The sequence below is a fragment of the Pseudoduganella namucuonensis genome (assembly GCF_900116645.1).
GTDB classification, from domain to species: domain Bacteria; phylum Pseudomonadota; class Gammaproteobacteria; order Burkholderiales; family Burkholderiaceae_D; genus Rugamonas; species Rugamonas namucuonensis.
Genome location: NZ_FPBO01000020.1, coordinates 1 through 23776, shown reverse-complemented (window position 1 = coordinate 23776; position 23776 = coordinate 1). Strand labels below are relative to the sequence as shown.

General features: G+C 68.9%; 18 protein-coding genes and 1 other RNA gene. 14 read left to right on the top strand and 5 right to left on the bottom strand.

The annotated features are described in order from the left end of the window. Positions 1-108 precede the first annotated feature (108 nt). Positions 109-3660 carry an EAL domain-containing protein gene (locus BM436_RS20145; RefSeq protein ID WP_093557325.1) on the bottom strand — a complete coding sequence of 1184 codons (3552 nt, stop codon included), beginning with the start codon at positions 3658-3660 and terminating at the stop codon, positions 109-111. A gap of 158 nt (positions 3661-3818) precedes the next feature. Here BM436_RS20145 and ribBA point away from each other — a divergent pair, with 158 nt between their 5' ends. The 7 genes from ribBA to BM436_RS20110 all read left to right on the top strand — a co-directional run bounded on the left by ribBA (position 3819) and on the right by BM436_RS20110 (position 9731). Continuing rightward, on the top strand, positions 3819-4931 hold the full coding sequence (gene ribBA / locus BM436_RS20140; RefSeq protein WP_093557324.1) for a bifunctional 3,4-dihydroxy-2-butanone-4-phosphate synthase/GTP cyclohydrolase II: 1113 nt from the start codon (positions 3819-3821) through the stop codon (positions 4929-4931). Positions 4932-4977: 46 nt separating this feature from the next. Beyond that, positions 4978-5466 (top strand): 6,7-dimethyl-8-ribityllumazine synthase, encoded by a 489-nt coding sequence (ribH, locus tag BM436_RS20135; RefSeq protein ID WP_093557323.1) that lies wholly within the window; start codon positions 4978-4980, stop codon positions 5464-5466. A 26-nt stretch (positions 5467-5492) separates the two neighbouring features. After that, positions 5493-5969, top strand: coding sequence for a transcription antitermination factor NusB (nusB, locus tag BM436_RS20130; RefSeq protein ID WP_093557322.1), 477 nt, complete (start codon positions 5493-5495; stop codon positions 5967-5969). 144 nt (positions 5970-6113) lie between these two features. Beyond that, complete coding sequence (locus BM436_RS20125) at positions 6114-6617, top strand: nucleoside deaminase (protein WP_093557321.1); 504 nt, start codon at positions 6114-6116, stop codon at positions 6615-6617. A gap of 87 nt (positions 6618-6704) precedes the next feature. After that, entirely contained in the window at positions 6705-7751 is a 1047-nt protein-coding gene (locus BM436_RS20120) for a type 1 glutamine amidotransferase domain-containing protein (RefSeq protein WP_093557320.1), read from the top strand. Between the two features lie 16 nt (positions 7752-7767). Continuing rightward, positions 7768-8439, top strand: coding sequence for a response regulator transcription factor (locus tag BM436_RS20115; protein ID WP_177307364.1), 672 nt, complete (start codon positions 7768-7770; stop codon positions 8437-8439). Then, positions 8436-9731 carry a sensor histidine kinase gene (locus tag BM436_RS20110; protein WP_093557319.1) on the top strand — a complete coding sequence of 432 codons (1296 nt, stop codon included), beginning with the start codon at positions 8436-8438 and terminating at the stop codon, positions 9729-9731. Before BM436_RS20115 ends, BM436_RS20110 begins: the two co-directional genes overlap by 4 nt. Before the next feature lie 69 nt (positions 9732-9800). On the opposite strand, the gene BM436_RS20105 is transcribed toward BM436_RS20110, so the two are convergent. After that, positions 9801-10604 (bottom strand): transglycosylase SLT domain-containing protein, encoded by an 804-nt coding sequence (locus BM436_RS20105; protein WP_229490546.1) that lies wholly within the window; start codon positions 10602-10604, stop codon positions 9801-9803. A gap of 578 nt (positions 10605-11182) precedes the next feature. On the opposite strand from BM436_RS20105, the gene ubiD reads away from it, so the two are divergent. From ubiD to BM436_RS20070, 7 genes are all read left to right on the top strand, one after another. Beyond that, positions 11183-12667: a 4-hydroxy-3-polyprenylbenzoate decarboxylase gene (gene ubiD / locus BM436_RS20100; RefSeq protein WP_093557317.1), complete on the top strand. Its 1485-nt coding sequence runs from the start codon at positions 11183-11185 to the stop codon at positions 12665-12667. Positions 12668-12783: 116 nt separating this feature from the next. Beyond that, positions 12784-12882, top strand: an RNA gene (gene ffs, locus BM436_RS20095) — signal recognition particle sRNA small type. A gap of 101 nt (positions 12883-12983) precedes the next feature. Continuing rightward, entirely contained in the window at positions 12984-15653 is a 2670-nt protein-coding gene (dnaX, locus tag BM436_RS20090) for a DNA polymerase III subunit gamma/tau (protein WP_093557316.1), read from the top strand. 35 nt (positions 15654-15688) lie between these two features. Further along, positions 15689-16015: a YbaB/EbfC family nucleoid-associated protein gene (locus BM436_RS20085; RefSeq protein WP_093557315.1), complete on the top strand. Its 327-nt coding sequence runs from the start codon at positions 15689-15691 to the stop codon at positions 16013-16015. 14 nt (positions 16016-16029) lie between these two features. Continuing rightward, positions 16030-16320 (top strand): YciI family protein, encoded by a 291-nt coding sequence (locus tag BM436_RS20080; protein ID WP_093557314.1) that lies wholly within the window; start codon positions 16030-16032, stop codon positions 16318-16320. A gap of 3 nt (positions 16321-16323) precedes the next feature. Next, positions 16324-16914 (top strand): recombination mediator RecR, encoded by a 591-nt coding sequence (gene recR, locus BM436_RS20075; protein ID WP_093557313.1) that lies wholly within the window; start codon positions 16324-16326, stop codon positions 16912-16914. Beyond that, positions 16914-18125: a CaiB/BaiF CoA transferase family protein gene (locus tag BM436_RS20070; protein WP_229490535.1), complete on the top strand. Its 1212-nt coding sequence runs from the start codon at positions 16914-16916 to the stop codon at positions 18123-18125. The genes recR and BM436_RS20070 overlap by 1 nt, the downstream gene beginning before the upstream one ends. Here BM436_RS20070 and BM436_RS20065 read toward each other — a convergent pair whose 3' ends face one another. The 3 genes from BM436_RS20065 to BM436_RS20055 all read right to left on the bottom strand — a co-directional run. Then, complete coding sequence (locus tag BM436_RS20065; RefSeq protein WP_093557311.1) at positions 18126-20234, bottom strand: putative bifunctional diguanylate cyclase/phosphodiesterase; 2109 nt, start codon at positions 20232-20234, stop codon at positions 18126-18128. A 1-nt stretch (position 20235) separates the two neighbouring features. Further along, the gene (locus BM436_RS20060) at positions 20236-23322 is read right to left on the bottom strand and encodes a hybrid sensor histidine kinase/response regulator (RefSeq protein WP_093557310.1); all 3087 of its coding nucleotides are present in this window, start codon (positions 23320-23322) and stop codon (positions 20236-20238) included. Between the two features lie 114 nt (positions 23323-23436). Then, a partial coding sequence (locus tag BM436_RS20055; protein ID WP_143133243.1) for an IS1595 family transposase occupies positions 23437-23776 on the bottom strand: 340 nt, incomplete at its 5' end.

Here is a 23776-nt window from a genome sequence, read left to right as displayed (position 1 = left end):
GTTCATTGGTGTGGGTTGAAAAACGAGCGGGATGGAAGGCGTAACTATGCCTCAAAAACGGCCGTTCCGGTGTAGCGCTACCATTTTTTTAGTGCGGCCCGGCAACAGCTAGCCGGCGGCCCGCTCGCCCTGCAGTTGCTCGGCCACGCGGAACGCCATCTGGACGGCCGCCTTCAGGTCGGCGTCGTCCCAGGGCTTGCTCAGGCATTTGTAGATGGCGCCGCGGTTGACCGCGTCCGTCACCTCCTTGAGGTCGGCGTAGCCGGACAGCAGGATGCGCACCGTCTCCGGGTACAGTTCGCGCGCCCGGGCCAGGAATTCGGTGCCGTTCATTTCCGGCATGCGCTGGTCCGAGATCACCACCTGGACCGCGTGGGCGGCCAGCAGCTCGAGCGCCTCGCGCGCGTTGTGCGCCACCAGGATGCGGTAGCCCTCGCGCCGGAACAGGCGCACCAGCGCGTACAGGATGCCGGGCTCGTCGTCCAGCAGCAGCAGGGTGCGGGCGGGCGCCAGTGCCAGGTTTTCCTGGTCCAGCGTGCGCTTCTCGCGCAGCAGCACGGCCATCTCGTCGGCCGGCAGCGGCCGGCTGAACAGGTAGCCCTGGATCTTGTCGCAGCCAATGTTGCGCAGGTAGTTCAACTGCCCCGGCGTTTCCACGCCCTCGGCCACCACCACCAGGTTCAGCCCGTGCGCCAGCGCGATGGTGGCCTGGGCGATGGCGGCGCTGCGCGGCTCGCAGGTGATGTTGCGCACGAATGCCTGGTCGATCTTCAGCTTGTCCAGGGTGAAGCGGGACAGGTAGCCCAGTGAGGAATAGCCGGTGCCGAAGTCGTCCAGCGAGACGGCCACGCCCATCGCCGCCAGTTCGGCCAGCTGGGACTGGGTCGATTCGTTGTCATGCATCATGATGCTTTCGGTCAGCTCGATCTCCAGGCTGGCCGGCGCCAGGCCGCTGGCGGCCAGCGCGGTGCGCACCACCTGCGGCAGGTTGCCGGCGGCGAGCTGGCGCGCCGACACGTTGACGGCCACCGGCAGCGGCGCCAGCCCGGTCGCCTGCCACGCCTTGTTCTGGGCGCAGGCCTGGTTCAGCACCCAGGCGCCGATTTCGAGGATCAGGCCGGTGTCCTCGGCCAGCGGGATGAAGTCGGCCGGCGACACCGCGCCCAGTTCCGGGCTGTTCCAGCGCAGCAGCGCCTCCATGCCGCTGATGCGGCCGTCCATCAGCGACACCTGGGGCTGGTAGTGCAGCCGCAGCTCGTCCTTTTCGATGGCGTGGCGCAAATGGGTTTCCAGCGACATGAAGCGCTGCGCGTGCGCGTTCATCTCGCCGGTGAAGAAGCGGAAGGCGTTGCGGCCGGCCTCCTTCACGTGCGACAGCGCGACGTCGGCGCCGATCAGCAGCGCGCCCGGGGTGCTGGCGTCGCGCGGGTACATGCTGATGCCGACGCTGGCCGTCACGTAGACGTCCTGGCCCTGCAGGTGCACCGGCCGGGCGATCTCCTCCATCAACTGGCGCGCCGCCACGATGACGTCGTCCACGTCCTGGCACTTGGTCAGCATCAGCGCGAACTCGTCGGCGCCCAGGTGGGCCAGCGTGTCGCCCGGCGCGACGATTTTCGCCAGGCGGCGCGCCAGCTCCTGCAGCAGCGCGTCGCCGGCGTCGTGGCCCAGGCTGTCGTTGATGCGCTGCAGCCGGTCGATGTTAAACAGCAGCATGGCCACCAGCGCGTTGCCGTGCTCGGCCGAGGCGACGGCCAGCTGTAGCCTGTCGTTCAGCAGGTTGCGGTTGGGCAGCAGGGTCAGCGGGTCGTGGTTGGCGAGGAAGTCGAGCTGATGGTGGGCCTCCTTCAGCGCGCTGATGTCGCTGGACACGGAGACGTAGGCGCTGACGTGGCCGTGCGTGTCGCGCACCGCGCAGATGCTCATGCGTTCCGGATAGACCTGGCCGTTCTTGCGCCGGTTCCAGATCTCGCCGCGCCAGTGCCCGACGGTTTCCAGGCAGTTCCACATGGCGCGGTAGTAGGCGCCGTCGTGCCGGCCCGAGTGCAGCAGACTGGGATTGCGGCCCAGCACCTCCTGTTCGCGGTAGCCGGTGATCTGCTCGAAGGCGGGATTGACGGCGATGATGTTGCAGTCCGAATCGGTCATCGTGATGCTTTCCTGCGTGCTGTCGAACACCATGGCCGACAGCCGCAGCCGGCTCTCGAGCAGGCGGCGCTGGGTGGTGTCGCGCAGGATGGCGGTGAAGATCTGCTTGCCGTCGACGTGGACGATGGACAGCGCCTGGTCGGCGATGAACTCCTCGCCGTTCTTGCGGCGGCCGTGCATCTCCACCACGCGCCCGCTGTAATAGGGCCGCTGGGTGCGGCGGAACTGCCCGAAGCGCTGGCGCGCCTTGTCGCGGAAGCGCTCGGGCATCAGCTCCATCACGCTCTGGCCCACCATCTCCGCCTCGCTGTAGCCGAACATGGCGACGGCGGCGCGGTTGAAGTGCAGCACGCGCAGCTCGTGGTCCAGGGTGACGATGGCGTCCGGCGCCGACTCGCTCATGGCGCGGTAGCGCGTTTCGCTGGCGCGCAGGGCCAGGTCGGCGTCGCGCCGGGCGCTGGCCTCCATCTGCAGCTGGGCCGCGTGGCGCTGCACCACCTGGTACAGGTTCAGGTTGTCGTAGGCGACGGTCAGCTGGGCGGCCAGCGTGGCGGCCGTTTCGGCGTCCTCGTCGCTGAACTGCGGGGCGCCGTGCTTGCCCGCGAAGTACAGCCAGCCGTGCAGGTGGAACTGGTCGCGGATGGCCATGCCCATCAGGTTGCGCACCGGCGGATGGCCGTCCGGCAGCCGCTCCAGCGCGCCCGCGGGCGCGGCGCGGCGCAGCACGTCGCGGCTCTCGAGCAGACAGCCGGGCAGGGCGTCCCGGTTCAGCGCGTGCGGTTGCAGCACGGCGGCGCCGACGCCGCGCGCCGACAGGTGCTGGATTTGCTGCTCGTGGCAGTCCAGCAGGCACAGCGCGACGCACTCGCAGTCCAGGATGCGCTGCGCCGCCTCGGTGAACAGCGCGGCCATGGCCGCGCAGTCGCGCTCGCTGTTCAGGCGCAGGCCCAGGTCCACCAGCAGCGCGGCGGTGGCCGGCGGCGCCGGCGCCAGCGCGGCCAGAGCCTGCGCCATGCCGGACGGGGGCGCCGCGCCGTCCCGGGGGGCGGGCGGCGCGTCCCGCTCCGGCCCGCCGTCGTCCAGCCCCAGCTCCATGCTCACCGCGTCCAGGATCGCCTGCGGGTCGCAGGGCTTTTGCAGCACGGTGCGCACGCCGCAGGTGGCGGCCATGGCGCGCATCTCCTGCAGCGAATAGGTGGCGCTGAAGAAAATCACCGGGGTGTCCGCCAGGTCCGGGTCGGCGCGCAGCTGCTGGGTGAAGGCGTAGCCGTCCATCGTCGGCATCAGCAGGTCGGTCACCACCAGGTCGGGCCGCTCGCCGCGCGCCAGCGCCAGCGCCTGGGCGCCGTCGGTGGCCTCCAGCAGCTTGTGCGGGGTGAAACCGAGCAGGGTGGCCAGGAAGGCGCGGTTGGTGGGACGGTCGTCGACGATCAGGACGGTGCGGCTCGGGCCTTGCGGCGGCGGGGGCGCCTCTTCTGTCTCGGGATCGGTCTTCGGGTCGGATTCGGACATGCTCTCTCCACGGAACTTCAATATCTGTCCAGTCTAACCGATGCTACTCCGCGCCCTGTTTCTGGGGCGCACGGCAGTTTTGAGGGGTTATTCAGGCCGGGGCGCGCCAAATCCTTTAAAATAGAGGGTTAGGGAAACTTGAAACCAAGGATAAAGCAATGTCAATCTCCAGCACCGAAGAAATCGTCGCCGAACTGCGCGCGGGCCGCATGGTGATACTGGTCGACGAGGAAGACCGGGAAAACGAGGGTGATCTGGTGCTGGCGGCGGACTTTGTCACGCCGGAAGCCATCAATTTCATGATCAAGCACGCGCGCGGCCTGGTCTGCCTGACGCTGACCGAGGAACGTTGCAACCAGCTCGACCTGTCGATGATGACGACCCGCAACGGCACTTCCTTCGGCACCAACTTCACGGTCTCGATCGAGGCGGCCGAGGGCGTGACCACCGGCATCTCGGCGGCCGACCGCTCGAAAACCATCCAGGTCGCCGTGGCCAGGGACGCCAAGCCGCTGGACATCGTCCAGCCCGGCCACATCTTCCCGCTGAAGGCGGTCAAGGGCGGCGTGCTGATGCGCGCCGGCCACACCGAGGCGGGCTGCGACCTGACCGCGATGGCCGGCCTGACCCCGGCCTCCGTGATCTGCGAGATCATGAAGGACGACGGCACCATGGCGCGCCTGCCGGACCTGCTGGAGTTCGCCAAGGAGCACGGCCTGAAGATCGGCACCATCGCCGACCTGATCCACTACCGCAGCCAGAACGAGTGCATGGTCGAGCGCGTGGCCGAGCGCACCTTGAAAACCGCCTACGGCGACTTCCGCATGATCGCCTTCCGCGACACCCCGAGCGGCTCGGCCCACCTGGCGCTGGTGCACGGCGACATGGCCGCCGGCCAGGAATCGCTGGTGCGCGTGCACCAGCCGGTGTCCATCCTGGACGTGCTGGAATCCGAAGTGACCACTCACTCCTGGACCATCTCCTCGTCCATGAAGGCGATCAAGGCGTCCGGGCAGGGCGTGATCGTGCTGCTGAACTGCGAGGAGACGGCCGAGCAGTTGTTCAACCAGTTCGCCGCGCTGGACAAGCCGGAAACCAAGCCGCAGGGCCGCGCCGCCAGCATGGACCTGCGCACCTACGGCATCGGCGCGCAAATCCTGCGCGCGCTGGGCGTGCGCAAGATGCAACTGATGGCCAGCCCGCGCAAGATGCCGTCGATGACCGGTTTCGATCTCGAAGTGACGGGCTACCTGGCCAGACCGGCCGCCTGAGGCGCCCGCTTTTTTCAACCAACACACACCATACAAGAGGGCTGCCATGACTGTAGGAAGCTACGAAACCAATCTGTCCGGCGAAGGCTTGCGCGTCGGTATCGTCCAGGCGCGCTTCAACGAGGACGTTTGCCACGGCCTGCTGTCGGCCTGCCTGGCCGAGCTGAAACACCTGGGCGTGGCCGACGAGGACGTGCTGCACGTGACCGTGCCGGGCGCGCTGGAGATTCCGCTGATCCTGCAAAAGCTGGCCGAGTCCCAGCAGTTCGACGCGCTGATCGCCCTGGGCGCCATCATCCGCGGCGAAACCTACCACTTCGAGCTGGTGTCGAACGAGTCCGGCGCGGGCATCACCCGCATCGGCCTGGACTTCGGCATCCCGATCGCCAACGCCGTGCTGACCACCGAGAACGACGAGCAGGCCGAGGTGCGCATGGCCGTCAAGGGCGCCGACGCGGCCCGCGTGGCCGTGGAAATGGCCAACCTGTCGATCGCGCTGGAAGAACTGCAGCAAGACGCCGGCGACGACGAGTAACAAGCAATCAGAACATAGGCAACAACATGACCGACAAATCTACTTCCACGCACGCCAACCCCAGCAAGAACCGCACGCCGCGCCACCGCGCGCGCGAGTTCGCGCTGCAGGGCCTGTACCAGTGGCTGCTGAACAATGAAGACGCCACCACCGTCGTCAACAACATCCGCGGCGCGCACGGCTTCGACAAGGCGGACGCGGAGCACTTCACGCACCTGCTGTACGGCGCCATCAAGGATTGCCAGGCGCTGCGCGACAGCTTCGCGCCGCTGGTGGACCGCGGCGTGTCCGAACTGTCGCCCATCGAGCACGGTGTGCTGCTGATCGGCGCCTACGAGCTGAAGAACAACCTGGAGATCCCCTACCGCGTCGTCATCAACGAGGCGGTCGAGCTGACCAAGTCCTTCGGCGGCATCGACGGCCACAAGTACGTGAACGGCGTGCTGGACAAGCTGGCCGGCCGCATCCGCCCCGACGAGGTGGACGCCGACAAGAAGCGCTGATCCGCCTCCATCGCCTCCCGAAGCCACCGCCGCGCCAGCGCCGGTGGCTTTTTTCATGTTTTCATATGGCCGCCATATGCCGGCCGATATACGGGCCGATTTTGTCGTGCGCTACCATGGCCTTCCCACCCATGGAGGCGACAGATGAGCAATGATCCGGGCGCGGCGGCGCTGAACGCGAAAGACCTGGCGCTGCTGCGCGAAACCATCGCGCTGTCGGCGCGCTCGCGCGCCGACGGCCGCCATCCCTTCGCCGCGCTGGTGGCGGACGGGGAGGGCAACGTGGTCGCGCGCGCCGGCAACAACTCCATGCCGCCGGAGGGCGATCCCACCCAGCACGCGGAACTGGTGGCGGTGGCCGAGGCCGCGCGGCGCCTCACGCCGGAGCAGCTGGCCAAGTGCACCTTGTATACCAGCGCCGAGCCGTGCTGCATGTGCGCCGGCGCCGTGTACTGGACCAACGTGGGACGCGTGGTGTACGCGCTGTCCGAGCACAAGCTGCTGGAGCTGACCGGCAGCCATCCCGAGAATCCCACCTTCTCGCTGCCGTGCCGCGAAGTGTTCGCGCGCGGCCAGCGCCGCGTCGCGGTGGAGGGGCCGATGCTGGAGGACGAGGCGGCGCGGGCCCACGAGGGTTTCTGGAAGTAGCGGCTCCTCGCCTTCACCTTCCTCTTCACATCCCCTTCACGCGCGTTCGACGAGCATGGCAGCCTTACCGACTTCACGGAGGCAGCGATGCTCAAGAAAACCCTACGCGCGGCCGCATGGCTGGCCGCGATCCTGGCCGTCCTGGCCATCTGCGCCTATCTGTACGCGCGCGGCTTCGGGCTGGACGCCGCGACGCCCGCCGACCCGCTGGCCACGCCGGAGGGACTGGCCTATCTGAAAAACAGCGTACCGGCGAAGCGCGGCCGCGTGCTCGCCGTGGTCAGCAGCGCTCCCCGCTTCCCCGGCACGCAAAAGAAGGCGGGCTACGAGCTCACCGAACTGTCGCGCGCCTATTATGTGTTCCAGGCCAACGGCTACGAGGTGGACATCGCCTCGCCCGCCGGGGGCCAGCCGGCCGCCCGCATCGACGACGACGACATGCGCGACGTCGATTACGCCTTCCTCAACGACGCGGCGGCGCGGCGCAAGCTGGCGGACACGCTGCCGCTGGCGCGGGTCGATCCATCGAACTATGCCGCCGTCTACTTCGTTGGCGGCAAGGGGGCGATGTTCGACTTTCCCGGCAACGCCGACATCAACCGCATCGCGCGGGCCGTGGCGGAGCGTGGCGTGGTGGGCGCGGTCTGCCACGGCCCGGCCGCGCTGCTGGATGTGACCCTGGCAAACGGCCGGCCGCTGGTGGCGGGCAAGCGCATGACGGGTTTCAGCAACGACGAGGAACTGTTCCTGATGAAGGACGCTCGCGCGCGCTTTCCCTTCCTGCTGGAGGACCGCGCGCGCGAGCGGGGCGCCCGCTTCGAGGCCGGCCCCAAGTTCGTCGACACGACGGTGGTGGACGGCCGCCTCGTGACCGGGCAGAATCCATGGTCCACCTGGTCGGTGGCCGAGGCGATGGTGGCGGCGCTGGGCCACCGGCCGGTGGCGCGCGAGCGCACGCCGGAGGAGCACAGCGTGCGCATGCTGGCGGCCTATTACCAGGGCGGCCTGTCGGCGGCGCGGGCCGAGCGCGTGGCGCGCTTCGACCCGTCGCTGGTGCTGCTGCACGCGCTGGTGGCGGCCATGCAATGGCGGGTGGCCGACGCCTTCCAGCTGCAGCGCCTGGCCCGGGGATGACAACACAGGAAAACGGATGCCTTTGCACATACTGGTCGTCGAGGACCACGCGCCGCTGGCGCGCAACCTGGCGGATGCGCTGGAACAGCACGGCCACACGGCCGATTTCGCCGCCGACGGCGTGCTGGGCCTGCGGCTGGCGCTGGAGCAGGATTACGACCTGGTGATCCTGGATCTGGCGCTGCCCGGCATGGACGGGCTGGAAGTGTGCCGCCAGCTGCGCGCGCGCCAGGCGCGCCGCGTCCCGGTGCTGATGCTGACGGCGCGCGACACCCTGCGCGACAAATTGGCCGGCTTCGAGCGCGGCGCGGACGATTACCTGGTCAAGCCGTTCGCGCTGGAGGAGCTGATGGCGCGCTGCCACGCGCTGGCCTGCCGCCACGAATCGTACGCCGTCGAGGTGGGCGGCCTGCGCGTGGACCGGCGCAGCCAGGCCGTGACGCGGGATGGGCGGCCGCTGCGGCTGCAGCCGGTGGGCTACCGTATCCTGCTGGCGCTGGCCGAGGCGCATCCGCGCGTGCTCACGCGCAGCGAGCTCACACGCAAGCTGTGGGGCGACGATCCGCCCGACTCGGACGCGCTGCGCACCCATCTTTACCAATTGCGGCAAGCGCTGGACAAGCCCTTCGGCCGGCCGATGCTGCTGACCGTGCACGGCGTCGGCCTGCGCCTGGACGCGTCGGCGTGAGCGCGGCCCGCCACGGCCTGCGCCGCCGCCTGGTCGCCGCCTTCGCCTTCTTCGCGCTGCTGTCGGCGCTGTGCTTCAGCGCGTTCTGCGTGCTGTTCGTGTACACGGTCGAGGACCGCTTCTTCGAGCAGATGCTGGAGCAGGAGGCCGCGCACCAGTCGCGCGCCTGGGCGCAGGCGCGCCGGCTGGCGCCGCCGCTGCGCGACACCATTTCCCTGCACCGCGACGTGGCCGGCTTTCCGCCGGACCTGGCGCGCCAGATGCCCGGCGCGGCGCGGGCCGGCGAGTTTTACGGCGAGCGGGGGCGCCACTACCACGTGCGGGCGCTGCGCCTGCCCGGCGAGGCCGCGCCTATTTATATGGTGGCGGAGGTCAGCCGCGACCTGGTGGTGCGTCCACGCCTGCCGTTCATCGCCACCTTCCTCGGGCTGTCGGCGCTGGCCATCCTCGGCGTCACGCTGGGGGCGGGCTACTGGCTGGCGCACCGCGCCACCGCGCCGCTGAGCCGCCTGGCGCGGCTGATGTCGGACGCGGCGCCCGGCCAGCTGCCGCAAGGCTTCGCGCGCGGCTTCCCGGACAATGAAATCGGCGCGCTGGCCACCGCGCTGGAGCAGGCGATGGGCCGCATCGCCGCCTTCATCGAGCGCGAGCGGCACTTCACGCGGGACGCCAGCCACGAACTGCGCACGCCGCTGGCGGTGGTGGAGGGGGCGGGCTACCTGCTGGCGAGGCAGCCGCTGCCGGCGCAGGCCGCCGAGCAGGTGGGGCGCATCCGCGACGCCGCCGCGCACATGGCGCAATCGGTGCGGACCCTGCTGGCGCTGGCGCGCGAGGACGACGGCGACGGCGGACCGGCGGCCTGGCCGGCCGGGTCCTTCGCCGTGCTGCCGCTGGTGGAGGGCGCGGTGGTGCGCTACGCCCATCTGCTGGACGGTTCGGACGCCGAGGTCGACGTGCGGGTGGCGGCCGACGCGCGCGCAGTGTGCCACGAGGCGGCGTTCGCCATCCTGCTCGACAACCTGGTCAGCAACGCCTTCAGCCATGGCGGGCGGGGACTGGTGCGCATCTATATAGAGGAGGGCTGGCTGGTGGTGGCCGACAGCGGCCCCGGCATCGCCGCCGCGCTGCGCGGGCGCGTCGGCCAGCCCGGCGTGAAAGGCGAGGGCAGCGCCGGATTCGGGCTGGGCCTGTCGATCACGCGCCGGCTGGGGGAGCGGGCCGGCATCGCGGTCCGCATCGAGCACCCGGAGGGCGGCGGCGTGCGGGCCGCCCTGCGCTTGGCCGCCGCCTAAGTATCCGATAGACGGGACGAAAAAAAGCCCCTTGGTTCTCAAGGGGCCTCTTTATAGTGCGGGCGCTTGTTACAGGCCGGCGATCTGCGAGTCCGGCATCTTGGCCGCGGCGACCGTCTCGGGCTGCTTGGCCGGCGCCGGGGCCACCGGAGCGGCCGCCATCACCGGATTGGTGGTCGGCACCTTCTTGCCGGCCGAAACCTGTTTCAGGCGACGGTACTCGGCCAACACGCGGTAGCCGTAGCCGTCGTCCGACTCGAACGCGGCGGCGCCGACGTAGGTCTTCAGGCCGGCTTCCACCGAGCCGCCGCGGGTCACGTAGTCCTTCAGGATCAGCGAGCCGACGCGGATGTTGGCCACCGGGTTCAGCGCCGCCTGCACGCCGCCCAAGTCCTGGAACTTGTCGTGGTGCACCTTGGACATCACCTGCATCAGGCCCTGCGCGCCCATCGGGCTTTCCGCGAACGGATTCAGGCCCGATTCGATCGCCATCACCGCCAGGATCAGCAGCGGGTCCAGCTTGATTTCGCGCGCCGTCAGGTAGGCGGTCGACACCAGCATGTTGGCGGCGTCGCCGGCCACGCGGTAGCGCTTGGACAGCCAGGAGGTCACCCATTCCTGCTGCTTCTTCGTGCCCATCAGGGCTTTCTCGTCCGCCGTCAGGGGCGTCTCGGCGACCGGCTGGGCGCCGGACGCGGGGGCTTCCATCAGCGCCGACAGGGGCGGGGCCGTTACGGTGGCCACTTCCACCGCGGCTTGCTGCGCCAGGCTCTTGCTGAGGGCGTGAGCGAGGTCGGGACGGGCGTACAGTACCCCGATGACGACCAGGGCGGTGACGCCGAAGATCGTGAGGGTGTGCTGGAACGTGGTCAGCAGGCTGCGCACGGTGACGCGCGACTTCGCCAGGCTGGTAGCCACGGCGGCCAGCGTGTGGGTAGACACGGCTACCCCGGTGTTACGATGAGTCATAGACCTCCCTGAAATGTCCGTAACGAGCGCATCCCCGCCGCGTTCAAACGCAGCTGTTCTCGATGTGCCAATGCCGTGCATCAGATTTAAATCGTCCACCGCCGCTGGGAGCGCGCGGGTGACGCCATCATTGCTTGCCTGAGCTGTTGCTACCTGGTCTAGTGCAGGTGAAGCCTAACAGTCGCAATACAACTTTTTTCGGGGGGAAGGCAGACGCCTTTTGAAAACACTCCTTAAAATGTCATGTGGAGCCCCGGCTCCGTGAATGAATGAGTGACAACAAAGTTGGCTAAGTGACCATGTCCTCTTCAAGTAGGCAAATTGTAGAAGGCGTTTTATATCACGTCAATACTAACAAACGCGTTCTTTATAACTTTTGAATCTAGAATTTTGGCTTGCGCCGCAGCAAAAACCAATAAAATCAACCACTTGACATAAAAACCTCACTTGGCCCGTCCAAAGCGAAAAAAAAGTAAAAAAGTATGAAATATTCAGATTTGCGTGATTTTATTTCTCAGTTGCAACGAATGGGCGAACTTAAGCCCATTTCCACCCCCGTTTCGCCGCATTTGGAGATGACCGAGGTGTGCGACCGGACGCTGCGGGCGGGCGGACCGGCGCTGTTGTTCCAGAATCCGACCGGCCACAGCATGCCGGTGCTGGCCAATCTGTTCGGCACCACGCGCCGCGTGGCGCTGGGCATGGGCGCCGAGGATGTCGGCGAGCTGCGCAGGATCGGCCACGTGCTGGCCCGCCTGAAGGAGCCGGAGCCGCCCCGGGGATTCAAGGATTTGATGGACATGGGCTCGCTGGTGAAGGCGGTGTGGGACATGTCGCCCAAGGAATTGCGCGGCGCGCCGTGCCAGGAGATCGTCTGGGAGGGCAACGACGTCGATCTGTCCAGGCTGCCGATCCAGCACTGCTGGCCGGGCGACGTGGCGCCGCTGATCACCTGGGGCCTGGTGATCACCAAGGGGCCGAACAAGAAGCGCCAGAACCTGGGCATCTACCGCCAGCAGGTGCTGGGGCCGAACAAGGTCGTCATGCGCTGGCTGGCGCACCGCGGCGGCGCGCTGGATTTCCGCGAGCACGGGGCGCAGACCAAGGGCAAGCCGTATCCGGTCGCGGTGGCGCTGGGCGCCGATCCGGCCACCATCCTGGGCGCGGTGACGCCGGTGCCGGACACCCTGTCCGAATACCAGTTCGCCGGCCTGCTGCGCGGCGGCCGCACCGAGCTGGTGAAGGCCATCGGCAGCGAACTGCGGGTGCCGGCCTCGGCCGAGATCGTGCTGGAGGGCCATATCTATCCGGACCAGAACCACCCGTCCGGCTACGAGCACGCGCTGGAGGGGCCATACGGCGACCACACCGGCTATTACAACGAGCAGGACTGGTTCCCCGTGTTCACCATCGACCGCATCACGATGCGGCGCGACCCCATCTATCACTCCACGTACACCGGCAAGCCGCCGGACGAGCCGGCCATGCTGGGCCTGGCGCTGAACGAGGTGTTCGTGCCGCTGCTGCAAAAGCAGTTCACCGAGATCACCGACTTCTACCTGCCGCCGGAAGGGTGCAGCTACCGCATGGCGGTGGTGCAGATCCGCAAGCAGTACGCCGGCCACGCCAAGCGCGTGATGTTCGGCGTGTGGAGCTTCCTGCGCCAGTTCATGTATACCAAGTTCATCGTGGTGGTGGACGAGGACGTCGACATCCGCGACTGGAAGGAGGTGATCTGGGCCATCACCACCCGCGTCGACCCGACGCGCGACACCACATTGGTCGACCACACGCCGATCGACTACCTGGACTTCGCCTCGCCGGTCAGCGGCCTGGGCAGCAAGATGGGCATCGACGCCACCAACAAGTGGCCGGGCGAGACCAGCCGCGAGTGGGGCACCACGATCGCCATGACGCCGGAGGTGAAATCCCGCGTCGACCGCATCTGGCAGGAACTGGGCCTGTAGGAGCTTGCCCTCCGGAAGCGGCGTCAGCCACGGCTGGGGTCTGACCCCAAAGTGCCGCTGACGCCGCTTCCGGGGGGCATTAGGCGGAATCGGCAAGAGCGGTTATAATTGTCCCCGGCGGGCCCCTGCGCATTGCGGCATGGCCAACCTGGTCAGGTCGGGAACGAAGCAGCCACAGCTATTCACCGCAAGTGCCGCAGATCAGGCTCGCCTTTTAGAAAGAAGCTGCTTACCCAAGCGGCTTTTTTTTCGTTCCGCTTTTTGGCGCGGCCAAAGCCGCCGTCGCATCCCGGCTGTGGGATGGTAGAATTCCGCCATGTCCTATCAAGTCCTCGCCCGTAAATACCGTCCCCGGAACTTTGAAACGCTCGTCGGCCAGGAGCACGTCGTGCGCGCGCTCACGCACGCGCTGCACAGCGGCCGGCTGCACCACGCCTATCTGTTCACCGGCACCCGCGGGGTCGGCAAGACCACGCTGTCGCGCATCCTGGCCAAGTCGCTCAACTGCGTCGGCCCGGACGGCGACGGCGGCATCACCGCCACCCCGTGCGGCGTGTGCGAGGCCTGCACCGCCATCGACGGCGGCCGCTTCGTCGACTATATAGAGATGGACGCGGCGTCCAACCGCGGCGTGGACGAGATGGCGCAGTTGCTGGAGCAGGCGGTGTACGCGCCGTCGAACGCGCGCTTCAAGGTCTATATGATCGACGAGGTGCACATGCTCACCAACCACGCCTTCAACTCGATGCTGAAGACGCTGGAGGAACCGCCGGAGCACGTGAAGTTCATCCTGGCGACCACCGACCCGCAAAAGATCCCCGTGACCGTGCTGTCGCGCTGCCTGCAGTTCAACCTGAAGCAGATGCCGCCCGGCCACATCATCGGCCACCTGGACAACATCCTGGGCCAGGAGGGCATCGCCTTCGAGCAGCCCGCGCTGCGCCTGCTGGCGCAGGGCGCGCACGGCTCCATGCGCGACGCGCTGTCGCTGACCGACCAGGCCATCGCCTACGCCGCCGGCGAGGTGACGCTGGAGGCGGTGCAAGGCATGCTGGGCGCGCTGGACCAGTCCTACCTGATCCGCCTGCTCGACGCGCTGGCCCGGCAGGACGGCGCCGACCTGCTGGCGGTGGCCGACGAGATGGCCACGCGCAGCCTGTCGTACAACGGCGCGCTGCAGGACCTGGGCACCTTGCTGCACCGTATCGCGCTGGCGCAGACGGTGCCGTCGGCCGTGCCGTCGGACCTGCCGGAATACGCGGACATCGTGCGCCTGGCCGCCGAGTTCGACGCCGAGGAAGTGCAGCTTTATTACCAGATCGCCGTGCACGGCCGCAATGAACTGGGACTGGCGCCGGACGAGTACGCGGGCTTTTCCATGACGCTGCTGCGCATGCTGGCCTTTCGGCCCGGCGTAGGCGGCGCCGAGGGATTGCCGGCCGCCGCCCGTGGCCCGGGCGCCGCGCGCGCCGCCGCGGCCGCCGCGGGTGTGGTGGCAGGCGCGCCGGCACGCGCCGCGTCCGCCTCGCTGGCCAGCCACGCGTCGTTGCCGCCGTCGCCGTCGCCGTCGGTTGTCGCCGGTGCCGCCGCCATGGCGCGCGCCGACGCGGGCCGTCCGGCCGCGCCGCAAGCCGCTGGCTTTCCGGCCGGCGGGATGAATGCACAGCCGGCGGCGGCCACCGCCGGCACGGGTGGCCATATGGCGGCGCAGCCCGCCGGCGCCGCGCCGCGGCCCGCCGCTCCCGCGCCACAGCCAACGGCGTCCGCGCCGCAGCCCGCCGCGTCCGCACTGCGGCCTGCCGCGTCCGTGCCACAGTCTACGGCGTCCGTACCGCAGGCCGCCGCCTCCGCGTCCAGTGTGCCGCTGAGTCCGGCCCGTGCCGCGATCCAGGCGGCGCTGGAAGCCGCCCGCGCGGCGTCCGGCATGAAGCCTCTGAACCGTCCGGTCGCGCCGGCGCCCTCGGCCGAGGCTGCGCCAGCCGCGCCGCAAGCGCCGGCCGCGGCCGAGGCCGCAACACCAGCGCCAGCCGCCGCGCGCGCGCCGGCGCCTTGGGAGGATGCGCAGCCCGACGCCACGCCGGCCGCCGGCGCGCCGCACTCCGCCGCGTCGCCCGCGTCCGCCGGGACGGCCCCGTCCCGCGCCGCTTCGCCCGCGCCGTGGGAGGACGCCTCCTCGGCGGACGCGCCCGGGACGGCCGGTCGCGCCGCCGGCGCGCCGTCCGCGCCTTGGAACGACGCGCCCGCCGCGAACGCGTCCGCCGCGCCGCGTGCCGCCGCGTCTGCGCCATGGGATGACGCGTCGGGGCAAGCCGCGCCGTCGCGCGCATCCGCGCCCGCGTCGGCCCCGTGGGATGATGGCCGCCCCTCGATGGGCGCCGCCGCGCCCGCCGCGGCCCAGCGCCAGCCCGAACCCGAGCCCGAGGACGACCTGCCGCCATGGGTCACCGAATTCTCCGACGACAGCGCCAGCGCCATGCCGGCCGGCGAGGCCGCCGCCGCGCCGGCCCCGCAGCAGCAGGCGCCGTCGCGCGCCCCCGCCAGGCCGACCTACGCCTACGTGATCACGCCCGTTCCCGAGCTGGACTGGGACGGCAACTGGCCCGCGCTGGCCGCCCGCCTGCCGTTGCGCGGCGTGGCCCAGCAACTGGCCACCCAGGCCGAACTGATCGAATGCCTGCCGGACGGCGCGCACAGCGCCCAGTTCCGCATCCGCGTGCCGATCGAAACCTGGCGCACGCCGGCCAACGTGGAGAAGCTGGCCGTCGCGCTGACCGAGCGTTTCGGCCGCCCGGTGCGCGTCGAGACCGAGCTGGGACCGGCCTTCTACACGGCCAGCGCCGAGGCCGCCGCCCACCGGGAGGCGGTGCAGCGCGCCGCCGAGCAGACCGTCGCCAACGATCCCTTTATCAAGAGCATGATCCGCGACTTCGGCGCCTTCGTGGTGCCCGGTTCGATCGTGCCGCCGCCGGCCCCTGCCGCGCATTAAAATCCCTATACTTATCCTCAACGGAGCACACCATCATGATGAAAAACCAACTCGCCGGTCTGATGAAGCAGGCGCAAGCCATGCAGGACAACATGAAGAAGGCCCAGGAGGCGCTGGGTTCGATCGAGGTCGAGGGCCAGTCCGGCGCCGGCCTGGTGAAGGTGGTGATGACCTGCAAGAACGACGTCAAGCGCGTGTCGATCGACCCGTCGCTGCTGGCCGACGACAAGGACATGCTGGAAGACCTGGTGGCCGCCGCCTTCAACGACGCCGTGCGCAAGGCCGAGGCCACCTCCGCCGAGAAAATGAGCGGCCTGACCGCCGGCATGGCCCTGCCGCCCGGCTTCAAGATGCCGTTCTAAGCCGGCCACGCGTCATGTTCATCATCGCGCTCACGTACCTCAAGCCCGCCGAGGAGATCGACGCCCTGCTGGCCGCGCATCGCGAGTACCTGCGCGAACAGTATGACAACGGCATGTTCCTGATGTCCGGCCGCATGGTGCCGCGCACCGGCGGCGTCATCATCGCCACGGCCGACAGCCGGGCCGACATCGAGGCGGTGATCGAACTCGATCCCTTCAACGAGGCCGGCGCGGCCAGCTACGCCATCACCGAGTTCGTGCCGACCATGACGGCCGACATCCTCAGCGCCTTCAAGCAGGCCTGATCGATGGCGAAGTCGCTGGAGTTCCTCACGGAGGCCTTGCGCCGCCTGCCCGGGGTCGGGCCGAAATCGGCGCAGCGCATGGCCTTCCACCTGCTGCAGCACGACCGCGAGGGCGCGGCCATGCTGTCGCGCGCCCTGTACCAGGCGGTGGAGGCGGTGCACCACTGCGCGCTGTGCAACACCTTCACCGAGGACGAGGTCTGCGCCACCTGCGCCGACGAGCAGCGCGACAAGGCCATGCTGTGCGTGGTGGAGACCCCGGCCGACCAGATGATGATCGAGCAGACCCTGACCTACAAGGGCCTGTACTTCGTGCTGATGGGCAGGCTGTCGCCGCTGGACGGTATCGGCCCCAAGGACATCCACCTTGAAAAACTGGTCGAACGCGCCAACGACGGCGTGGTCGGCGAGGTGGTCCTGGCCACCAACTTTACCAACGAGGGCGAAGCCACCGCGCACTACATCAGCGAGATGCTGAAGGCGCGCGGACTGAGGGTGAGCCGTCTGGCGCGTGGCGTGCCGGTCGGCGGCGAGCTTGAATATGTGGACGCGGGCACCATCGCGCGGGCCATGCTCGACAGGCGCAGCACATAGTGAAACCCACCCACGGCCCTTTGCGGGGCATCAAAGTCTTGGAACTCGGCACGCTGATCGCGGGCCCGTTTTGCGCGCGCATGCTGGGCGAATTCGGCGCGGAGGTGATCAAGGTGGAGGCGCCCGGCGAGGGCGATCCGATCCGCAAATGGCGGGTGCTGAAGGACGGCACCTCGCTGTGGTGGTCGGTCCAGGCGCGCAACAAGAAGAGCATCACCCTCAACATGAAGGACGCGCGCGGCCGCGCCATCGCCAAGCGACTCGCGCTGGAGGCGGACATCATCATCGAGAACTACCGCCCCGGCGTGCTGGAGAAGTGGGACATCGGCTACGAGCAGCTGAAGGCCGCCAGGCCGTCCACCATCATGGTGCGCCTGTCCGGCTTCGGCCAGACCGGTCCAATGAGGGACCAGCCGGGCTTCGGCGCCATCGGCGAATCGATGGGCGGGCTGCGCTACGTGTCCGGCCACGCGGACCGGCCGCCGGTGCGCGTCGGCGTGTCGATCGGCGACTCGGTCGCCGCGCTGCACGGCGTGATCGGCGCCATGATGGCGCTGCGCCACCGCGACGCCACCGGCGGCCGCGAGGCCGGCCAGGGCCAGATGGTGGACGTGGCGCTGTACGAATCCGTGTTCAACCTGATGGAATCGCTGGTGCCGGAGTTCGACCACGCCGGCGTGGTGCGCGAGCGCACCGGCGGCGCGCTGCCGGGCATCGTGCCGTCCAACACCTACACCACCAGGGACGGCGAGAACATCGTCATCGCCGGCAACGGCGACGCCATCTTCAAGCGCCTGATGCTTGCCATGGGCCGCATCGACATGGCGGGCGACCCGCAGCTGGAACGCAACGACGGCCGCGTGGCGCGCACAGCCGACATCGACGGCGCGATCCAGGCCTGGTGCGACACCAAGACCATCGACGAGGCGGTGGCGGTGCTGAAGGCGGCCGACGTCCCGGCCGGGAAGATCTACTCGGTGCGCGACATGATGACGGACCCGCAGTTCGTCGCGCGCGGCATGTTCGAGCAGCACCACTTCGCCGACGGCACGCCGGTCAAGCTGCCGGCGATCTCGCCCAAGCTGTCGGAGACGCCGGGCCACACCAACTGGATGGGGCCGGGGCTGGGCGAGCACAACGACGAGGTGTTGCGCTCGCTGGGCTACTCGGACGCCGACATCGCCGTCCTGCGCGCCGAGAAGGTGCTGTAGCTAGGCCAGCCTCGCGATGGGCCCGCGCTGCACCGTGAGCATCTGCGTGATGGCCTCCTGCGGAGACGGCCGCCCCAGGAGGTAGCCCTGGGCCATGTCGCAGCCGTATTGCTCCAGCAGCAGCAATTGCTCGTCCGTCTCCACCCCCTCGGCCACCACGATCATCTTCAGCCCGTGCGCCATGGCGATGATGGCGCGCGTGATGGCGGCGTTTTCCGAGTCCTGCGGCAGGCCGCTGATGAAGCTCTTGTCGATCTTGAGCGCGCGCACGTCGAAGCGCTTCAGGTAGTTCATCGACGAGTAGCCGGTGCCGAAGTCGTCGATCGACAGGAACACGCCGATGCCGCGCAACTGCTCCAAGGTGGCCATGGTGGCGCGCGCGTCGTCCATCAGCGTCCCCTCGGTCAGCTCCAGTTCCAGCAGGCGCGGCTCCAGGCCGGTGTCGACCAGCGCGGACACCACCGTCTGCGTCAGGTTGTCGTCCTTGAACTGGCGCGCCGACAGGTTGACCGCCATCCGGATCGCGCGGCGGCAGGTGTGCTGCCACGCGCGCGCCTGGCCGCAGGCGGTGCGCAGCACCCATTCGCCGATCGGCACGATCAGCCCCGTCTCCTCGGCCAGGGGAATGAACTCGTTGGGCGGAATCACGCCGTGCTCCGGATGGCGCCAGCGCACCAGCGCCTCCACGCCCACGATCTGCGAACTGGCCACGTCCACCTGCGGCTGGTACAGCAGATACAGCTCGTTGTTCTGCATGGCCTTGCGCAGGCCGACCTCCAGCTTCACGTGGCTCATGATCTGCATCGTCAGCGAGGAGCTGTACAGCTTGGCGTTGTTCTTGCCGCAGTTCTTGGCGTGGTACATGGCGGTGTCGGCGAACTTGAGCAGCGAGTCGCAATCCTCGCCGTCCTGCGGGTACAGCGAGATGCCGATGCTGGCGGTGACGAAGATCTCGTGGCCCTCCAGCTGGAACGGGCGCCGCATCGCGTCCTTCACGCGCTGCGCCACGGCCAGCGCGCTGTCCACCTTTTCCAGGTCCGGGATCAGGATGGTGAACTCGTCGCCGCCCAGGCGCGCCAGGTTGCCGTGGTTCTCGGCGCGCGTGACGGTGTCGCTGGGGCGGATGGTTTCGCGCAGCCGCTCGGACACCACCTTGAGCAGCAGGTCGCCGATGTTGTGGCCGAGCGTGTCGTTGATGCGCTTGAAGGAGTCCAGGTCCATGAACAGCACGGCGAACTTCTTGCCGAGCTGGCGCGAGCGCGCCAGTTCCCGCTCCAGCGTCTCCAGGAAGGCCTGGCGGTTGGGGATGCCGGTCAGGCTGTCGCAATAGGCCAGGCGCCGGATCTGGTCCTCGGCGCGTTTGCGCTCGCTGATGTCGCGCACCAGTCCCAGCACGTCGCCGGCGCCGGTGCTCACCAGGCGCGCCTCGAAGTGCATCACCTGTCCCTCGTGCTGCAGCTCGTAGTCCAGCGAGCGGATGTTGTGTGTCTCCAGCACCATGTTCATCTCCTCCAGCACGTGCACGGCGATGGCCGGCGGCAGCACCTCGCTGACGTGGCGGCCGACGCAGTCGGTGGTGTCGATGGCGGCGCAGGCGTCCTGGCCCTGCTCGTAGTCCAGGTAGTAGCCGTCGCGGTTGATGCGGAAGAAGGTGTCCGGAATGGCCGCCAGCACCGCGCGGTTGTGGGCGTCGGCCACGCGCAGGCGGGCGATGGCGTCGCTGGCGCGCAGCACGTACAACACGCGGTGGCCGAGGATGGGCCAGTTGATCGGCTTGGAGATGAAGTCGGTGGCGCCGTCCTCGTAGGCCTGGGTCACGGCCTCCAGGTCGTCGCTGCCGGTGACCATGATGATGGGGACGGTGGCGCCGCTCTCCAGCGCGCGGATCGCGCGGCAGACGGTGAAGCCGTCCATGCGCGGCATGTCGACGTCGAGCATGACCAGGTCGGGCTGGATGTGCTGGTAGCAGGCCAGGGCGGCCGGGCCGTCCTCGGCCTCGATCGCGTCCAGGCCGACCTGGGCCAGCATTTCCAGCATCAGCAAGCGCATGACGGGATCGTCGTCGGCCACCAGGACGGTGCCGCGGGGAGTGGGGGTGAGCGCAGCCATGTCATATTTCCCTTTCGAGGATGGCGCTGAGCGCCAGCCGCGCGCACTGGAATTCGTGTTCCATGGCGGCCAGCACGGGGGAGGCGCCATCGGCGATGCCGGCGCGCCCCAGTTGTTCGATGTCCTTGCACAGGCGGGCCAGCGTGTCGGCGCCGACGTTGGCGCTGCTCGACTTCAGGCTGTGTCCCGTCCTGCAGAGCGTGGCCGCATCGCCTTCGGCGATGGCCTGGCGCAGCGTCTCCAGGTGGGTGGGCGTGTCGCGCAGGAAGGTGCGCAGCACGCGTTCGAGCAGGGCGCCGCCGCGCTCGGGATTGAGCGCGCGGATGTGCTCCAGCGCGCGCAGGTTCAGGGTGGCCGGGGCGGGCGCCGCGGGGATGGCGGGACGCGCCGCCGCGCCGTCGTCCTGGGGCTCGCTCGCGCGCGCCTGGCGCGGCTGCGGCAGCTTGATCCAGCGCGCCAGGGTGTCGCTCAGGCCCTGCTGGGTGAAGGGCTTGCTCAGGTAGTCGTCCATGCCGGCGGCCAGGCAGGTTTCGCGGTCGCCGGGCAGGGCGTTGGCGGTGATGGCCACCACCGGCACGTGCCGCGGCGGCGCGAGCCGCTGCTCGTGGCGGCGGATTTCGGCGGTGGCGGCCAGGCCGTCCATCACGGGCATCTGGCAGTCCATCAGCACGGCGTCGAAGGAGCCGCCGCGCACCGCGTCCAGCGCCTCGGCGCCGTTGGCGGCGCGGCTCACCGTCAACCCCAGGCCCTCCAGCATGGCCGACGCCACCTCGACGTTGACCGGATTGTCCTCCGCCAGCAGCACCTTGCGCTGGCGCCCGCGGCGGCCCTTGCCGTGCGGGTGCGCAGGGGCCTGGGCCGGCGCCGTTCCCGGCGCGTCCGCCGCGTATCCAGCCGCGTGTAGCGCGGCTTGTCCCGCCGTTCGTCCCGCCGTTTGTGCCGCCCCTTGTCCCACCGCGTTTGCCGCCGGCCGGTCGGCGGGCCCGCTGGCCGGCTCGCCGGCGCGCTCGCGGGCCGCCTGCGCCGCGTGCGCTTGCCCGGGCGCGGCGTACGCCCCGGCGTCCGCGTCGCCGGCGTGCGCGCCACCGGGGGCTGCGGGCGGGGGAGGGGGCGGCGCCGCGCGTTTGCGCTCCTTGCCGCGCGGCGGGGCGGCGATGCAGTCGTACAGGTCGCAGGCGCGGGGCGGTTTGATCAGTTGGAAGGCCACGCCCGCCTGGCGGCGCTGCAGCGTGTCGGCCGCGTTGCGCTCGCTGCTCAGCAGGATCACGCGCGTGCCGGCGATCAGCGCGTCGGCCCTGATCTCGGCCGCCAGCATCAGGCCGCTGCCGGTCGGCAGGTCCATGTCCACGATGGCGACGTCGTAGGGGTGGCCGCGGGCGGCCGCCTCGTGCAGCAGGCGCAGCGCCTCGGCCGCGTCGCCGGCGCTGTCGCTGTTCAGCTGCCAGCGCGCCAGCTGGCGCTCCAGCGGCAGGCGGCCCTCGGCCCGCTCGTCCACCAGCAGCGCGCGCAGGCCCATGGTCAAGGTCGGCGTGAAGGCGCCGTCCTCGCCGTCGACGCGGCGCTTGTCGAAGGACACGGCGAACCAGAAGATCGAGCCCTGCGTCAGCGCGTGGTCGACGCCGATGGAGCCGCCCATCAGTTCCACCAGCTGCTTGGAGATCGCCAGCCCCAGCCCGGTGCCGCCGTGCTTGCGCGTGGTGGAGCCGTCCGCCTGCGAGAAGGAATCGAAGATGCGGCCGCGCGCCTCGCGCGAGACGCCGATGCCGGTGTCGTGCACCTCGAAGCGCAGCCCGACCGCCTGCGCGTCCTCGGTGGTGACATGGACCTTGACGGTGATCTTGCCGGTCTCGGTGAACTTGATGGCGTTGCCCAGCAGGTTGAACAGCACCTGGCGCAGCCGGTTCGGGTCGCCGCAGATGGCCACCGGGATGTCGTTGGCGATGGCGAATTCGAGCGCGATGCCCTTGCCGTGCGCCTGCGGCGAGAACACCTGGTCGATATCGTCGAGCAGCTCGCGGAAGTTGAAATGGATGTACTCCACCGTCAGCTTGCCGGCCTCGATCTTGGAGAAGTCCAGGATGTCGTTGATGATCACCAGCAGGTGCTCGCCGGAGCGCTTGACCATCTCCGTGTAGTGGCGCTGCTGCTCGGACAGCGGCGTGGCCAGCAGCAGGTCGGTCATGCCCAGCACGCCGTTCATGGGCGTGCGGATCTCGTGGCTCATGGTGGCCAGGAAGGCGCTCTTGGCCTGGCTGGCCGCCTCGGCCGCGTTCTTCGCCTTCTCCAGCTGCTCGGTGCGCACGCCCACCTGGCGCTCCAGCTGGTCGCGGTATTGCGCCAGCTTGGCGTCGCGGCTGGCGATCTGCGTCAGCATGTCGTTGAAGCTGTCGATCAGCGCGCCCAGCTCGTCGCCGCGGTTGTGATGCAGGTGCACGCCGGCCTGGCCGTCGGCGGCCTGGCGCGCCGCCGCGATCAGGCTGGCGATGGGCTCGGCCACGCCCTCGCGGAAGCGCCGCGCCAGGAATTGCGCGCACAGGAAGGACAGCACGGCGGCCAGCGCCCCGGCCAGCAGGTTTTGCAGCACGCCCAGCCACATGCGCGGTATGCCGGCCTCGAGCATCACGGCGCCCACCTGGTCCTGGTGGAAATGCACGCCGCGGTAGAGGCGCATGCCGGGCGTCCAGAACGGCCCGCTGAACTCCCAGGCGCCGGCCTTGCCCGCCTCGAGCAGGCGGTGGTGGTCCAGGTCCGGCGGCGCGGGCGGGCCGTCCTCGCGCGTGGCGCTGCGCGACAGCAGCTTGCCGTCGCGGTCGAACAGCACCACCTGGCGGATGTCGTCGCGGCCGTCGAAGGTGGCCAGCGCCAGCACCTGGTCGCCCTGCGACGGGTCCACATACAGCAGGGCCAGTTCGCTGGCGGCGGCCAGCGTGCCGGCCAGGGTGTACAGTTGGCGGCGCTCCAGTTCCAGCTGGCTGATGACGTGGGTCGTGGCGAACACGGCGAACGCCAGCAGCAGTGCGCTGCCGGTCGACCAGGCACTGATGATGGTTAATTTCCGGCTCAAGCCGGAGCGTTCAAAGCTGAGCATATGCCGGTCCTGACCTCATTCCACCTGGAAAAATATAACTGGCAGAAAAACCGACACATTGATATTTGTCTAACGAATTACCATTTGGTAATTTCGCCACGGCGAAAAAAAAGGCTATGTCGCGGCTAGGTGTGGAAATACGCCGACCGCTGCTTTCAGTAGTGTCGTTGGTGTATTGATGCGCCGAGCATCCAGTGCCCACCGCCATCCCAGGTAGTTGGGGAGGTAGTGCGTTGCGACGCCATGAAATCGCGCCAACCATTGGCGACAGCGACTGTGATAAGCATTGACGTTTTGTACGTGGATTGCGCCCCTTACTCGCTGTTTCGCCTTCAGGTTGATCACTTCGTGAGTAATCTGAGCTTCGCTAGCGAAGTAGCGATAAGCAGCGTTGGAATCACTGACCAGTAACACGTCCTTGTCGATCACTGGCCGCAAATATTGATGGAGCTGG

What these genes read in the sequence shown, in the direction of transcription:
- recR (WP_093557313.1), top strand. Translation starts at nt 16,324, where the DNA reads ATGGCGAAGTCGCTGGAGTTCCTCACGGAGGCCTTGCGCCGCCTGCCC.
- BM436_RS20085 (WP_093557315.1), top strand. Translation starts at nt 15,689, where the DNA reads ATGATGAAAAACCAACTCGCCGGTCTGATGAAGCAGGCGCAAGCCATG.
- BM436_RS20120 (WP_093557320.1), top strand. Translation starts at nt 6,705, where the DNA reads ATGCTCAAGAAAACCCTACGCGCGGCCGCATGGCTGGCCGCGATCCTG.
- ubiD (WP_093557317.1), top strand. Translation starts at nt 11,183, where the DNA reads ATGAAATATTCAGATTTGCGTGATTTTATTTCTCAGTTGCAACGAATG.
- BM436_RS20060 (WP_093557310.1), bottom strand. Translation starts at nt 23,322, where the DNA reads ATGCTCAGCTTTGAACGCTCCGGCTTGAGCCGGAAATTAACCATCATC.
- BM436_RS20125 (WP_093557321.1), top strand. Translation starts at nt 6,114, where the DNA reads ATGAGCAATGATCCGGGCGCGGCGGCGCTGAACGCGAAAGACCTGGCG.
- ribBA (WP_093557324.1), top strand. Translation starts at nt 3,819, where the DNA reads ATGTCAATCTCCAGCACCGAAGAAATCGTCGCCGAACTGCGCGCGGGC.
- BM436_RS20115 (WP_177307364.1), top strand. Translation starts at nt 7,768, where the DNA reads ATGCCTTTGCACATACTGGTCGTCGAGGACCACGCGCCGCTGGCGCGC.
- BM436_RS20080 (WP_093557314.1), top strand. Translation starts at nt 16,030, where the DNA reads ATGTTCATCATCGCGCTCACGTACCTCAAGCCCGCCGAGGAGATCGAC.
- dnaX (WP_093557316.1), top strand. Translation starts at nt 12,984, where the DNA reads ATGTCCTATCAAGTCCTCGCCCGTAAATACCGTCCCCGGAACTTTGAA.
- nusB (WP_093557322.1), top strand. Translation starts at nt 5,493, where the DNA reads ATGACCGACAAATCTACTTCCACGCACGCCAACCCCAGCAAGAACCGC.
- BM436_RS20065 (WP_093557311.1), bottom strand. Translation starts at nt 20,234, where the DNA reads ATGGCTGCGCTCACCCCCACTCCCCGCGGCACCGTCCTGGTGGCCGAC.
- ribH (WP_093557323.1), top strand. Translation starts at nt 4,978, where the DNA reads ATGACTGTAGGAAGCTACGAAACCAATCTGTCCGGCGAAGGCTTGCGC.
- BM436_RS20145 (WP_093557325.1), bottom strand. Translation starts at nt 3,660, where the DNA reads ATGTCCGAATCCGACCCGAAGACCGATCCCGAGACAGAAGAGGCGCCC.